The organism is Paenibacillus lutrae (assembly GCF_009757775.1).
In the GTDB taxonomy this organism is placed as follows: Bacteria; Bacillota; Bacilli; order Paenibacillales; family NBRC-103111; genus Paenibacillus_F; species Paenibacillus_F lutrae.
The window spans coordinates 81,762-95,739 of sequence record NZ_RHLK01000012.1 but is presented as its reverse complement, the minus strand read 5'-3'; the positions used below and the strand labels follow the sequence as shown (position 1 = coordinate 95,739).

Genomic DNA, 13,978 nt, shown 5'->3' with positions numbered 1-13,978 from the left:
GAGTTCCGATCCTTCACGGACTGCGTCGCACCGTCCCGCAGCTCTCTGTACCGTAACCGGATCCTACTACTCTTGTTCATCGCGTTTGTTATATGTTTTGCGTTATTGGACCCGCAGGCCTCTTCTTCCCGGACTAAAAATACAAACCTCATTTTTTGGTGTGCCTATACGCAAAAAGGCCTGCCGTCTCCATATAAGAGACGACAGGCCGGTCAGCCTTCCGCGTTACCACTCTTGTTGATCCGCCGCAATTGCGGATCCACCTCGGTGCTCAGGAAGCAATCACAACTGTGTACCTCATGCTCCTTCGCTGCCCGATCACGTGGGCCATCCGTCAAAGCCTACCTCACACCTAACGATCCCATTCACGGGTATCATGCCGATACAGGGACTTAAGCGTCTCCCGATTCAGCAACAATAGGGTGTTCTCAGCTTTACCGCTCCCGGGTGAGTGTTCAGGAATCATCCGACTGCGTCGCACCAACCCGCAGCTCTCTGGCCAAATGAATATCCTTGCTGTTCCCGTTCCCAGCGTTTTCCATATTCATAACTTGTTGTTGATTATAGTATGCTGCCAAACTGAAAGTCAATACAAAATTATAAATCTTCAAAAAATTCAGTTTTATCCACATGTGTATAAGATTATGATTTTATCCCTGTGGATATCTTCTCGTTGGCTGAATTCTTGTCCACAAACCCAAGGAGTACTATGAGAATCAACTATGAAAAACTACGGGTCCCCGGTTAAAATTAAATTGAAATCACAACAAAAAATGGAACAACCGAGTGGAGGGGGAAAATTATGTTCCGAATGCTTTTAATGCTGCTTGCCCTGATAATATTCATCTCCGCCTCTGATCAAACAGATGGACGGAACCACGTGACAATTGTGTATATAAGGCACAAATATTTTCTCGCCGATGCCATCAAAGGAAATTTGCTCGGTCCCCGAATTGGCGAGATCGACCGCAAGACGCTCACCCAAGCAAGGTGCGATACTGATTGTGCTCCTCCATTAATTAAAGGAGGAGAACAATTATACACCATCCGGGATAGTAAGGATATAGCGGCACTGGTTCACGGCACTTATTATAGATTTGCTTATTACAATTTCACAGCAAGGGTTGTAAGATCAGAGGCCATTTGATACAAGTCCTTTTACGTGCCGCCATTCTGCTTTTAGCCCGAAGCCTATGGTGAAGTATGGGTAAGGTTTAACAACAAAAGGATACATAAAAGCCGCTGCCTTATTGGCAGCGACCTTGGGTACACAATTCTTCGGGAGGCATTCCCCCGCCTTAATAACCCCACTTCTCCAAACTAAGAACAGGCTCCGCCTTAAAATCAAGCCCGGTGATATCTCCCCGGTTCCATTTCAGGAAGGCCGCCGCGCCGATCATCGCTGCGTTGTCTGAACACAGGTCCATCGGCGGCATAAGGAGCGGTACGCCGAGCTCCTCGCAGCGCTTCGTGAGCGCTTCGCGCAGCCCGCGGTTGGCGGCTACACCGCCGGCGAGAAGGAGCTGCTTGGCTCCGTACTCCTTCACCGCGCGCCCGGCTTTCTCTACGAGCACCTCCACCACGGAAGATTGAAAGCCTTTGGCGACATGAGCCGCCACCGGTTCTTCTCCCCGCATCCGAGATTGGTTAAGCACGTTAAGCACCGCAGATTTCAGGCCGCTGAAGCTAAAATCGTAAGAATTCTCAAGCCAAGCCCGGGGCATCTTGATCTCCCCGTCCGCTTCTTGGGCAAGGCGGTCAATATGAGGGCCTCCCGGATAAGGCAGCTTCAGGGCACGCGCGATTTTATCGTACGCTTCTCCAGCTGCATCGTCACGCGTTTGCCCGATAATGCGGAAGCTTCCTTCGCTCTCCATGTAGATCAGCTCCGTGTGACCGCCAGACACGACCAGAGACACGAGAGGGTATTCCAGCTTATGGACCAGCTGATTCGCATAGATATGACCGGCAATATGATGTACGCCAATCAGAGGCAGCTCCAGCGAGCACGCGAGCGATTTGGCAGCTATAACGCCGACAAGCAGAGATCCGACAAGACCAGGACCTTGCGTGACTGCAACAGCCGACATATCTTCCATGGTCAATCCGGCTTGATCCAAAGCTTCCTGCAGAATCCAGGTTATCGTCTCCACGTGCTGGCGGGAGGCGATTTCCGGAACAACACCGCCGAAGCGCCGGTGCGTCTCGATCTGGCTGGATACCACATTGGAGCGAATAGTAGTGCCATTCTCGATAACTGCTGCCGACGTTTCATCACAGCTCGTTTCAATAGCTAATAGATAGACAGACTTTGCAGGTGAATTCATTCCATTCATTCCTTTTCCGAACACCTCCTCAGACTTCAAGGATCAGGCGCTGCAGGACTTTGTAATTCCTAAAATCGTTCGCTTGTACTTGTGCATTAGAAGACAAGTCCTTTGTGTGCATAAACGGGACTTACACGCTTTTACTACTAAGGACGGACAGTAATCAATGTAGCCCTGTATCCGTTAAGCAGGCTGGTCCTGTTCAGGCAGCTCAGCCCACATAATAATCGCATCTTCGTTATTATCGGTATAGTATCCTTTGCGCACACCTACATATTTGAAGCCCATTTTGTCGTACAGCCGCTGGGCAATGAAATTTGAAGCACGGACTTCCAGCGTCATGCGCACAGCCCCGAGTGAACGGGCTTTGTGCTGCATCTGCATCACGAGCACTTCTCCCAGCTTGCGGCCCCGGTATTTGCCCGAGATGGCAATGTTCGTGACATGCGCTTCATCCATAATGAGCCACATACCGGCATATCCGGCCACAACCCCGTCTATCATCATCACGATATAATGGGCAAAATGATTACTTGTTAATTCATTATGAAAAGCTCCTGCCGACCAAGGCGTCGTAAAAGCTTCCTGCTCAATCTCGCAAATAAGCGGAATATCGTCAAGCCGCATCATGCGAAAGATTGGTGCGCCTATCGGCTGCTCCCGCTCCCATTTACGGTCTTCCATTACGATTCGTTCATCCCTTTCCGTCAAGATTTCGCCATCAGCTTGACTTCGGCCTCGGTCAACTGGGTATAGTTCGGTACAAAAGTAAAGTTATTGTCGCTTTCGCCGCGAGCTAATCGCGCAAGCGCAAGAAGCCCCACTTCCGTGGCCTTCAAATTATAGGAAAGCGAGCGGACGGGAATAACCAGGTCTGCGGACAACTGAGCGATCGCGTCCTCAAACATATCGGTTTCCCCTACAAACAGAATCTCGTCCGGCCGCCGGAAGGAAGCCTGACCCCCACCGGTGTGCAGTCCTGCATCTGGAGGCAGGCTTCCGCCGGCGATCCATTCGCTGAGCTGAGCCGTATAAGCCGTCATCAACCGGATTCCGTCCGGGATAAGACAGCTCCATCGCGCCCCGTTCTCCTTATCTTCCGTAGCATCCGCGGCAAGCAGAGCGGCAAGCAGAGCCGCAGGCTCATCGCCTGCAGCCGCGTACAAGCCTGTAAAGGCTTGCCCGCGGCGCGCATTCATGAGCGGGATGAACCAGCGGACCGGAGCTGGAGTACCGTTAGCACCGTGGAGCGGAGTATCTCCTGCCGGCTCGCGCGCTTCCGGGATTTCCGGACTCGCGGCAGTCGCGAGCGTCGCGGGAATATCAGCTTCCCTCTCCTGCTCCAGCGCAGCCGTACGTCCGCCTAGCGCTAATGCCTCCAGGCTTGAAACAGCCGCCATCGGTATGTTAAGCGACCATGAGAATGTCTTGGCCAAGGTCACCGCGATGCGGACCCCTGTGTAAGAGCCGGGGCCCTGCCCGACAGCGACAGACCGCAAATCCCGGGGACGCAGCCCGTTAGCCGCAAGCAGCTCTTGAACATGCGGCATAATATAAATCGAGTGATTACGGTCTACTTGAGAACTTTTCTCATCAAGAGGAACACCATCTTCTAGAAGAGCAAGAGCCAGTGAAGAGGTTGAGGTATCAATGGCCAGGCAGTATCCGCTGACCGCACTGCCAGCCGCTGCTTGCGGACTCCCCTCTATAACCGGCTGATTCGACAGGACAGCCGCCGGTTTGATCTCATGCAATCCCGGATCCACGCGGCTCCTGCCTCCGCCCTCATCCGCATGTTTATCCAAAGAGGCTGCGGGGGCGTTGTCTTGCCCATTCTTCAAACTCTTGCTGTTCATTCTAACCATCCGTTCTCTTTCAAATTTGCGCACCAGGCCTCATAAGCCGCTCCACCGGGAGTAAGCCGGAACACGCGGTTATTGTCTCCCCCATGTTCTATGTATATTTCCAGCCGGTCCGGAGGGAGAAGCTCCTTAACCAGACTGGCCCACTCGATCAGCGTCAGTCCTTCCCCGTAGAAATATTCATCGAGTCCAAGGTCCTCCGCTTCTTCCTGGGAAATCCTATACACATCCATATGATATAAAGGAAGCTCGCTTCCCTCGTATTCTTTAATAATGGTGAAAGTAGGGCTGTTCACTACACCCTCCACACCTATACCGCGGGCAATCGCCTGGGAAAAGCGGGTTTTGCCTGCACCCAGGTCCCCGTCCAGCGCAATAACGGCGCCCGGCATCACTAGCGAAGCGATTTGCCGCGCCAGTGATTCCGTATCCTCTTCATTTGCGGCTCTGTAGAGATAATAAGCCATGTCCATCGCCTCAATTCGCTGCAAAATGATTGTAGCCCCGCTTGGGGAGAGGCTGCACAGTCCCGTCCGGGCGCTGCAGCCTCACTCCGCCGTCAGCGTCCGTCACACGGCCGATGACGTGCAGGGACAAGCCGCCCTGCGCGAAAGCTTCGCGCAGAGCGCCCATATCGGCTTCTTGCGCCGTGCCCAGAAGCTGATAATCCTCGCCGCCGTACAGGACCCACTCCAGCGGGTCGGCGGCCAGCTCTTCCGCGCAGGCGGCCAGACCCTCCGCCTGCGGCAGCAGCTCCTCCGCGATGAGGAGCCCGACTCCCGAAGCCTCGGCGATTTCGCCGGCTTCGCTCGCGAGCCCGTCGCTGATGTCATTCAGCGCGTGGCACAGGCCTGTGCGCTGAAGCAGTTCTCCCGCCGCGACCTGCGGAAGCGGGCGGGTATGGGCGCGCACCAGCTCCGCCTCAGCGGAGGGCAGCGTGCCCCACTGCGCCGCGTTCACGCCGCGGCGCAGCAGCCATGCCAGGCCCGCAGCGGAGCCGCCGAGCGGGCCTGTGACGAAGACGGCGTCGCCCGGCTTCGCACCGCTGCGCAGCAGCGCCCCCCCTGCGGCGACTTCGCCGAGAACGGTGACGGTCAGCACGATACCGCTACGCGTCGCAGTCGTATCTCCGCCGATGACGGCAACGCCATAGAGTGCAGCGCATTCGTACAAACCGTCGTAGATCCTTCGAATCTGCTCCACGTCCGCACCTGGCGGCACAGAAAGCGCAATAAGCGCATAACGCGGCCGCGCACCCATCGCCGCAATATCGCTGATGTTAGAAGCCATGGCTTTGAAGCCAATATCCTCATCCCGCATCGTAACCGGCAGGAAATGTACGCCTTCTGTCATTGTGTCACAGGTCGCAACAAGCTGCATGCCCGGGGATAGAGCTGCAACCGCGGCATCGTCGCCAATCCCTGTCACGACCCCGCGCGTACGCAGTTCTTCCTCCGATTCCCTTCCTGCGGTAAGGAGCCGGATCAGGCTGAATTCATCTTGTTCCATGACCTTAATCCTCCGGTTCGGTTTGCCTCCTATTATAGACCTCATGGAGTCTTGTAGCAACCGTACGCAAGGCATTTTCAGGCTCTAACACCTACCAGGAATACCTGTGAAAAACCGCGCCCGCAAGACCAGTAGCAGGCCTGCCGGGCGCGGTTCTCAGCTTTCCTCGTCCTCTTTTTGCAGCGACTCCTTATACTCCATCGTGTCGGTCGTTGATTCGTCAATCAACCCGTTCTCCAGGAGCCCTTTGGAATACGTGATTTGACCGCCTCCGAGGCCCTCATTCACCATCCGGTCAATATCCATAAAATAATCGTCTCTGCCCTGATTATCGTTCATTACTGCTCACCTCTCTTAAGTCGGGTTATGGAGTGCAGGCTGCCGCTTGAACTTCAAGACTCCAACATTCAAGACTGCAGATTCAAGATTCAGGCTGCAAACCGCACACATAGCCTTAGGCTTCCTCCAACAAGCCCAAAGCATTCAAGTCACGAGCCGGTCATAAGATGAGTAAAGGGTGGATATACTGATAAGTAAAGACATTCTAGGCGACTGCTGCGATCCTGCAGCTCAAGCTGCCGATCCGTAAGGAGGAGTACGTATGCATACGGTCTGGAAAGGCGCCATCAGTTTCGGTCTGGTTCATGTTCCCGTTAAAATGTTCTCGGCCACCGAAGAAAAAGACATTTCCATGCGCTATATCCACAAAAAATGTACCACCCCTCTATCCTATGTGCGGTCATGCACCACGTGTGATGAGCAGGTGGAATGGGCAGAGATTACGAAGGGCTACGAATATGAGCCGGGACGATTTGTTCTTTTTGAGAAAGAAGAACTTGAGAAAATTTCGGGAGAAGCGACTAAAGAGATCAAGATTCTTGATTTTGTGAATCTGGACGATATCGACCCGATTTATTTTCAAAAAACGTACTACTTATCCCCGGGGGATACCGGTGCTAACGCCTATAACCTGCTGCTTGAATCCATGCGCCAGACAGGCAAAATCGGCATCGCCAATATTTCTATCCGCTCCAAAAGCAGCCTCGCGGCTATCCGCGTGATTGATAACTGCATCGCGATGGAAACCATATTCTACCCGGATGAAATTCGTCCGATTAACCAGGTGCCCAACCTTCCCGAGGCAATCAACGTGAACGATAAAGAGCTGACTATGGCCAAGATGCTGATCGAGCAGCTCTCCACCCCATTTGAGCCCGACAAATACCAGGATAACTACCGGAACGCCCTGCTTGAAGCGATCGGGCAGAAAGTTGCGGGCCAAGAAGTTCAGGTTGCTCCGCAGCAGGCGCATACGAACGTGATCGATCTCATGTCGGCACTGCAAGCCAGTCTAGAAGCCGTCAAGCCTGTGGCAACGGACCCGGCGGATGCCAAACCGAAGGCACGCAAGAGCAAAGCCAAAGCAAAGGCGAAGGAAACGGTGTCCTAAACGGTTCTTACTGAGTGAAATGCAAGATACAGCCCGCCTACCCGGCCGGGCTTTTCTTTGAAGTTCCCGGCTTATTCATCTCTTTCTTATTTTAGGAGAGTGGCGTTGCCGACCACCGGACTGGGCGCAGGCCTAACCAAAAGCAATCTGTTGCGAGGTGAATGATGAACTATACTCCTGTTATCCCTTTTGAACCCATTTCGACATCGCAGCTTCCCAGCGGCAACGAGTGGATTGCGCAAATAAAATGGGACGGCGTCCGGATACTCACTTACTTCGACGGCCAATCCGTCCGCCTGATTAACCGGAGACTTAACGAGCGGACCCGGCAGTACCCTGAGCTTCAGGATATCGGCACCTACTGTAGTGCGGACTCCGTTATTCTCGATGGCGAAATTATCGCACTTGAGGAAGGCAGCCCTTCTTTTCACAAGGTAATGAAACGGGATAGTTTAAAGAACGACCAGAAGGTCCTTTACGCGGTTAACGCTGTCCCCGTTCATTATATGGTTTTTGATGTGCTCTACTGTAACGGAGAGTGGGTAACCAATCAAAGTCTGAGAGAGCGTCAGCAGCTTCTGGACACAATCATCCGGCAGCCTCATCCCATTGTCCAAGTCGTTCCCAGCTATACCGATCTGCAGCCGCTTGACACGGTTGCGAAGGAGCACCAATTGGAAGGAATCGTGCTCAAGAATCTGGACAGCACCTATGTAATCAACGGGAAGGACAAGCGCTGGATGAAGAAAAAATACATTCAGGATCTGATTGCCGTCGTGGGAGGCGTCACCCGCCGTGCGGGTACGGTAAACGCGCTGCTGCTCGGCTTATATGACGATCAGCAGCGACTGATCTATATCGGCCACGCAGGTACAGGCAAACTGACTGTACAGGATTGGAAGAAGATAACCGGGCAGGCGGAGGAGCTTAGAATCGAGGAGAGACCTTTTGCTAATATACCGGAACGCTCCAAGGAAGCTGTATGGATTCAGCCGCTTCTCACTGTGAAAATTCACTTTATGGAATGGACGCCCAACGGAACTTTACGGCAGCCGAGTATCCAATCGTTCACACAGATTCCTCCGGAAGATTGTTATTTCTAAACTTTTTAGGCGGAGGACGCTTCATATACATAGAAGAAAGGGGGCCAGGCAATGTCCGTGAGCTCGAAGAAAAGCAAAGGTACCATCACGATCGAAGGTCATGAACTGACCATTACCAACCCCGAGAAGCCCTTATGGCCCGAGGCCGGCATCACGAAACTCGATTTTCTGCAGAAGCTGATCGAACTCTCTCCTTATTTGCTGCGCTACTGCCGCGACCGTCACTTAACCACTATTCGCTTTCCTCACGGGATCCATGACAAATCGTTCTACCAGAAAAACAGTCCCGAACCTGTTCCGGAATTCGTTACCCTGGCCCCGCTGGACGGGATCAATTATGTTAACCTGGATTCCCTCCCTACTCTGATTTGGCTCGGAAATCTCGCCTGCCTGGAATTTCATCCATCCTTTCATCATATCGGGGACACGCTGCCTGCCGAGTGGCTCATCGACATAGATCCGAGCCTGGAAGTCGAGCCCCGCATTATGGAAGCCGCTCATGTAATAGGCGAAATTCTGGATTCCCTGCACATCCGGTCCGTTCCCAAAACATCGGGAGCAACAGGCGTTCAAATTTATGTGCCCATCCAGCGCGGGTATACGTTCGAGCAGCTGCGGAAAATCGGCCATTTTATCGGGACGTATGCAGTCAAGAAATATCCCGGACTTTTTACAGTGGAACGGTTAAAAAAGAATCGCGGCGACCTGATCTATTTCGACTACCTGCAGCATTGGTACGGGAAAACCTTGTCGGCCCCCTATACTCCCCGGGCCAGGGCGGCCGGCACGGTATCCACCCCGCTGCTGTGGCAGGAAGTGGAGCAGCGGAGCGATCCCCGTGAATTTACTCTGCACGTCATTGTGGACCGGATTCACAAAATGGGCGATCTCATTGAGCAAGTCCCTCCGCAAAATCTGGACGCGGTTCTTGCCCATTTGGAGTAAAGCGGATGGAATCTAGCTAATCGATAACTGAATTGGTATAATTATGAAGTTGCTGCTCTTAAATTTTCTATGCAATTTCACTAGTTAACACGGGAAGTGAGGCTTTGAAGAAGAAAACTCCATTTCTTATCGGCGCTTTTATTCTGATCGGAGTGAGCGTCTGGTTTATTCTGGCCAATGATTCCACCAGCCTTAACTACTGGCCGACTCTCATGTTCACCTTCTCTATCGCGGCCAATATGCTGGCTCAGGCTTATCTCGCCCCTTATGCCTCCAAGGATGATACGAGGTTCAGGGCAATCCGCTCCAGAAGCTTCTTTTATACCTATTTTGCCAGTCTGCTCTATTTGTTTGCCGCCTTTCTTCTGGTCATTACGGACACATTCACCGATCCTGTCTATCTGGTATTGAATCTGCTGGTACTGACGGGCATTTCACCCCAGATAGCCACTGTGCTTTTATTGAAATTTTCTATACCTCATTAATTAAAAATAAGGCGCGTACCTGCCCGGTGCGCGCTTTGTTATTTTGCTCATCTTGCCGGATAATGCCAGGCTTAGAACTTACTGCGGACGCCTCCCCTGGGCAGACCGCCGTTATTCAGGCACCATGCCGCAAGCCGTAAATTTCGCGCGCATTCCTGATTCACGACTCAGAACAACGGAGACAAGAGCCGGCCCATGACCTCTTTGCCCTTCTGGAAGCGGGAACGCTTTTCGAATTCCGAAAGAGACAGCTTCTTGCTGTTTTTCAAATCGTTAATAAAATCATGCTCCAGCCGCTCAATGGACTTCTGATCGAACAGGATAGCATTAAGCTCAAAATTACTGTAGAAGCTGCGCATGTCCATGTTGGCGGTACCCACCGTTGCGAACAAATTATCAATAATGGTTACTTTCGCGTGGACGAAACCCGGTTGATACTGATAGAATCTCACGCCTGTCTGCATAAGGTCCTGAAGATACGACAGGGAAGCATAATGCACGATCCAGGAATCAGGAATCTCCGGAAGGATGATTTTCACATCCACCCCGCTGATGGCGGCTGTTTTGAGCCCCATAATCAGACTCTGATCGGGAATGAAATACGGCGTTGTAATATAGATCCTCTTCTTGGCCGTCGTGATTCCCCCGAAGTAAGACTCCAGGATAGAATCCCAGTGAGCATCCGGGCCGCTTGCTACAACCTGCACCGGCTGATTTCCCTCACAGGCATGCTCGGGATAGAACAAGGTCTCGCTCAGTTTCTGCCTGCTTACAAATTCCCAATCGGACAGAAAAGTACTTTGCAGGTAGTAGACCGCATCGCCGGTAATCTTCAAATGCGTATCCCGCCAATAACCGAGCACCGGGTGCATCCCCAAATATTCATCCCCGATATTAATACCGCCGAGGAAACCGACCAGTCCGTCCACCACAATGATTTTACGGTGGTTCCGGTAATTCATCCGCTTATCGAAGAACGCGATAAAAGCCGGCAGGAAGCAGTACGTTTCAATCCCCGCCTCCGTAAGTTCCCTGATGTACTTCGCAGAAAGCTTATAGCTGCCGATTCCGTCATAAATAACCCGTACCTGGACACCCTCACGGGCTTTACGGACGAGCAGCTCCTGGAACTTCCTGCCCGTCTCATCATCCCGGAGAATATAAAATTCAAAGTGGATATGATGCTTGGCTTGTTCCATCGCTTCGAACATAGCCTCATAAGTCGCTTTGCCGTCCGTCAGCACTTCGACTTCATTGTTCCGTGTAATCGGCGAACTGGGAATATTGCTGAGCAGACCGAACAACCGCGGTTCATTAATAATGTTTGGCACCGGGTAATCATGGCCTTTCTTCGTTTTCTCCAGCTCCCTGCGCATTTCACGCTGCATTTCCCCCAGAACACGTCGTGTTTTGCGCTTTACATTGCGGCGCTGCGAATACTCCTTCGCAAGAAAGTAATACATAATAAAACCGATAACCGGGAAAATAAACAAAATCATCAGCCACGCGACCGTTTTCGAGGAGTTGCGGAATTCAACCACCACGATGGTGACCGTCTGAAATATAAATAAGAGTAGAACAATGACTAGCCATAGCATCTTAACCGGTTCTCCCTTCCTTATCAAAAAACCGGTCTAACTGCCGGACCGGGGTAAGCCGTTTCTATAGGGTGTACGTACTTTTAATCCACTATTCGGCTTGCATAAACATCAACCCTCCACAGTCCTGTAAAGAAGGCTTGTGAAGAGAGTGTTGGGTTAACCCTTCGGGACATGATATAATAGTCGTTAAACCTATATACAGAAGACCAGGAGAGAAAGCCGATGAGACAAACCATTTTGTTTGATTTGGATGATACCCTTATCCACTGCAACAAATATTTTAACGTCGTGATCCAGCAGTTCGTCGATACGATGCTGACCTGGTTCGCGGGGCACGGCCTTACGGAAGAAGCCATTAAACAGAAGCAATTGGATCTCGATCTGGCTGGAGTTGAAGTACACGGCTTCAAAGCGGAACGGTTTCCTCAATCTTTTATAGAGACCTATCACTACTACTGTGAGACCTTCGGAATTCGTGCCCGCACGAAGAATGAGCGGTGGCTCAGCCAGCTCGGGCACAGCGTGTACGCCCACTCTATTGAACCCTATCCGAATATGGAGCCGACTTTACAATCGTTGACCGAACAAGGGCATGAGCTGTTTCTATATACAGGTGGCGATGCTACGATTCAAATGCGCAAAGTGGAGGAAGCCGGATTGAACCGTTACTTCGGGGAGCGGATTTTTGTCGCCCTGCACAAGACGAGAGAGTTCATGGAGACCCTTATCCACACGCAGGATTTTGAGCGCAGCCGCACATGGATGATCGGCAATTCCGTCCGCACGGATGTGATGCCTGCCCTGGAATCCGGCATTCACGCCATATACATTCCAGCCCAGCAGGAATGGCAGTACAACGTTGTCGACATTACGGCCACGCCTAAGGGAGCGTTCTTCACCCTGCCTTCCCTGGCGGAGGTTCCTAAAATCATCTCGGACTATACAGGCCAAAGAGCCGTTAATTTGTAGATTTACACGACATGGAATAGCTGCCGCCCCTGAATAAACAAAGCCTGGATTAGGCGGTCACTATGCGCGTCAATTTTTGTGTTCATGATGTACCTATTCGGTACATTCATGAGTTAACCTTGTTTTTTCCATAAAAAAAGACTGCCGGACAAATTCCGGCAGTCTCCGAGGAGCCTAACGGCTCCTTTTTTTGTTGCAGATTCGGGGGGTTAAGGCAGATTAGAGCTGCCCATCAGGAAGCGGTCTACTTCACGGGCCGCTTCTCGCCCTTCATTAATTGCCCAGACGACCAAGCTTTGTCCGCGGCGAACGTCGCCAGCGGCAAAAATACTGTCTACGTTCGTTTTGTACTTGCCGTATTGTGCCTTGGCATTGGAGCGGACATCCTTCTCGATACCGAGCTTATCCAGCAAATTCTGCTCAGGGCCGGCAAAGCCCATTGCCAGGAACACAAGCTGAGCAGGGTAAATCTTCTCGCTGCCTTCTACCTCTTCCGGTACAACGCGTCCCTGATCGTCGTTCTTCCATTGAATCTGGACCGTTCTAAGTCCGGTCAGGTTACCGTTCTCGTCACCGACGAAGTTCTTGCTCAGCGTCAAGTACTCGCGCGGGTCTTTGCCATGTACGGCTTTGGCTTCCTCATGACCGTATTCGAGTTTGTAGACCTTAGGCCACTCCGGCCACGGATTGCTCACTTCACGCTTAAGCGGAGGCTTCTCGCGGTATTGGAACTGTACGACACTCTTACACTTGTGACGTACGGATGTAGCGACACAGTCCGTACCCGTGTCCCCGCCGCCGATAACGATGACATCTTTGCCCTCGGCATTAATGAACTCACCGTCCGCAAAATTCGAATCCAGCAGACTCTTCGTATTCTTATGCAAGAACTCCATTGCCGGGTATACACCCTTGAGATTGCGGCCCTCAATATCGAGTTCCCGCGGACGGGTTGCCCCGATCGCCAGAATCACGGCATCGAATTCCTCTTGAAGCTGTTCAACCGGTACACTCACGCCAATTTCGGCATTCGTGACGAAGTTGACGCCCTCTGCAGCCAGCAAATCAACCCTGCGCTGCACAAGATGCTTCTCGAGCTTCATATTCGGAATACCGTAGGTGAGCAGGCCGCCGATGCGATCGTCGCGCTCATAAACCGTCACGGTATGTCCCGCTTTGTTAAGCTGGGCGGCTGCCGCAAGCCCGGTAGGACCCGAGCCGATAATCGCGACTTTTTTGCCTGTACGGGACTTCGGCGGCTCAGGTACGATCCAGCCCTCCGCGAAACCGCGGTCCACAATCGCTTTCTCAATATCTTTGATGGTGACCGGGTTGTCGATCAAACCGACTGTACAAGAACCTTCGCAAGGCGCCGGACAGACACGACCCGTGAACTCCGGGAAATTATTCGTTTTGTGCAGCCGGTCGAGCGCTTCACGCCACTGTCCGCGGTAAACAAGATCATTCCACTCGGGAATGAGGTTGTTTACCGGGCAGCCGGTCGTCGATCCGGAAATGACTTTGCCTGTATGACAATACGGGATCCCGCAGTCCATACAACGCGCTCCTTGAACCTGCAGTTTCTCCTCGGAATTCTTATTGATAAATTCCTTCCAATCCTGAATCCGCTGCAGAGGGGCGCGCTCAGTGGGCAGTTCGCGTTGATATTCGATAAATCCGGTTGGTTTTCCCATTGCGCTTCCTCCATCGTATAGAATCTGTCTAGC

At 52.3% G+C, this 13,978-nt stretch carries 14 protein-coding genes and 1 other annotated feature (1 of these 15 running past the window's edge); of the genes, 6 read left to right on the top strand and 8 right to left on the bottom strand.

The features are described from left to right. Nucleotides 1-89: a binding site (T-box leader), on the bottom strand (it extends 253 nt beyond the left edge of the window). Nucleotides 90-802: 713 nt separating this feature from the next. Continuing rightward, nucleotides 803-1,147: a hypothetical protein gene (locus EDM21_RS18210; RefSeq protein WP_157337827.1), complete on the top strand. Its 345-nt coding sequence runs from the start codon at nt 803-805 to the stop codon at nt 1,145-1,147. 151 nt (nt 1,148-1,298) lie between these two features. Here EDM21_RS18210 and tsaD read toward each other — a convergent pair whose 3' ends face one another. From tsaD to EDM21_RS18180, 6 genes are all read right to left on the bottom strand, one after another. Then, nucleotides 1,299-2,336, bottom strand: coding sequence for a tRNA (adenosine(37)-N6)-threonylcarbamoyltransferase complex transferase subunit TsaD (gene tsaD / locus EDM21_RS18205; protein WP_420850675.1), 1,038 nt, complete (start codon nt 2,334-2,336; stop codon nt 1,299-1,301). A 174-nt stretch (nt 2,337-2,510) separates the two neighbouring features. Then, nucleotides 2,511-3,011 (bottom strand): ribosomal protein S18-alanine N-acetyltransferase, encoded by a 501-nt coding sequence (gene rimI / locus EDM21_RS18200; protein WP_157337823.1) that lies wholly within the window; start codon nt 3,009-3,011, stop codon nt 2,511-2,513. A 23-nt stretch (nt 3,012-3,034) separates the two neighbouring features. After that, the gene (gene tsaB / locus EDM21_RS18195; protein WP_157337821.1) at nt 3,035-4,183 is read right to left on the bottom strand and encodes a tRNA (adenosine(37)-N6)-threonylcarbamoyltransferase complex dimerization subunit type 1 TsaB; all 1,149 of its coding nucleotides are present in this window, start codon (nt 4,181-4,183) and stop codon (nt 3,035-3,037) included. Beyond that, the gene (gene tsaE, locus EDM21_RS18190; protein WP_157337924.1) at nt 4,180-4,656 is read right to left on the bottom strand and encodes a tRNA (adenosine(37)-N6)-threonylcarbamoyltransferase complex ATPase subunit type 1 TsaE; all 477 of its coding nucleotides are present in this window, start codon (nt 4,654-4,656) and stop codon (nt 4,180-4,182) included. Before tsaE ends, tsaB begins: the two co-directional genes overlap by 4 nt. A gap of 10 nt (nt 4,657-4,666) precedes the next feature. Further along, complete coding sequence (thiL, locus tag EDM21_RS18185; protein WP_157337914.1) at nt 4,667-5,698, bottom strand: thiamine-phosphate kinase; 1,032 nt, start codon at nt 5,696-5,698, stop codon at nt 4,667-4,669. Between the two features lie 156 nt (nt 5,699-5,854). Continuing rightward, nucleotides 5,855-6,037, bottom strand: coding sequence for a hypothetical protein (locus EDM21_RS18180; RefSeq protein ID WP_157337819.1), 183 nt, complete (start codon nt 6,035-6,037; stop codon nt 5,855-5,857). Nucleotides 6,038-6,299: 262 nt separating this feature from the next. Here EDM21_RS18180 and ku point away from each other — a divergent pair, with 262 nt between their 5' ends. The 4 genes from ku to EDM21_RS18160 all read left to right on the top strand — a co-directional run bounded on the left by ku (nt 6,300) and on the right by EDM21_RS18160 (nt 9,681). Then, nucleotides 6,300-7,148, top strand: a complete 849-nt coding sequence (ku, locus tag EDM21_RS18175; protein WP_157337817.1) for a non-homologous end joining protein Ku — start codon at nt 6,300-6,302, stop codon at nt 7,146-7,148. A 164-nt stretch (nt 7,149-7,312) separates the two neighbouring features. Further along, nucleotides 7,313-8,251, top strand: a complete 939-nt coding sequence (gene ligD, locus EDM21_RS18170) for a non-homologous end-joining DNA ligase (protein ID WP_157337912.1) — start codon at nt 7,313-7,315, stop codon at nt 8,249-8,251. A gap of 51 nt (nt 8,252-8,302) precedes the next feature. Further along, complete coding sequence (gene ligD / locus EDM21_RS18165; protein WP_157337815.1) at nt 8,303-9,196, top strand: non-homologous end-joining DNA ligase; 894 nt, start codon at nt 8,303-8,305, stop codon at nt 9,194-9,196. Nucleotides 9,197-9,300: 104 nt separating this feature from the next. After that, complete coding sequence (locus EDM21_RS18160; RefSeq protein WP_157337813.1) at nt 9,301-9,681, top strand: hypothetical protein; 381 nt, start codon at nt 9,301-9,303, stop codon at nt 9,679-9,681. Between the two features lie 167 nt (nt 9,682-9,848). Here EDM21_RS18160 and cls read toward each other — a convergent pair whose 3' ends face one another. Continuing rightward, complete coding sequence (cls, locus tag EDM21_RS18155) at nt 9,849-11,279, bottom strand: cardiolipin synthase (RefSeq protein ID WP_157337811.1); 1,431 nt, start codon at nt 11,277-11,279, stop codon at nt 9,849-9,851. 225 nt (nt 11,280-11,504) lie between these two features. On the opposite strand from cls, the gene EDM21_RS18150 reads away from it, so the two are divergent. Next, the gene (locus EDM21_RS18150) at nt 11,505-12,251 is read left to right on the top strand and encodes an HAD family hydrolase (RefSeq protein ID WP_157337809.1); all 747 of its coding nucleotides are present in this window, start codon (nt 11,505-11,507) and stop codon (nt 12,249-12,251) included. 209 nt (nt 12,252-12,460) lie between these two features. Here the strand turns inward: EDM21_RS18150 and EDM21_RS18145 are convergent, their stop codons facing one another. Beyond that, nucleotides 12,461-13,945, bottom strand: coding sequence for a glutamate synthase subunit beta (locus EDM21_RS18145; protein ID WP_157337807.1), 1,485 nt, complete (start codon nt 13,943-13,945; stop codon nt 12,461-12,463). Nucleotides 13,946-13,978 lie beyond the last annotated feature (33 nt).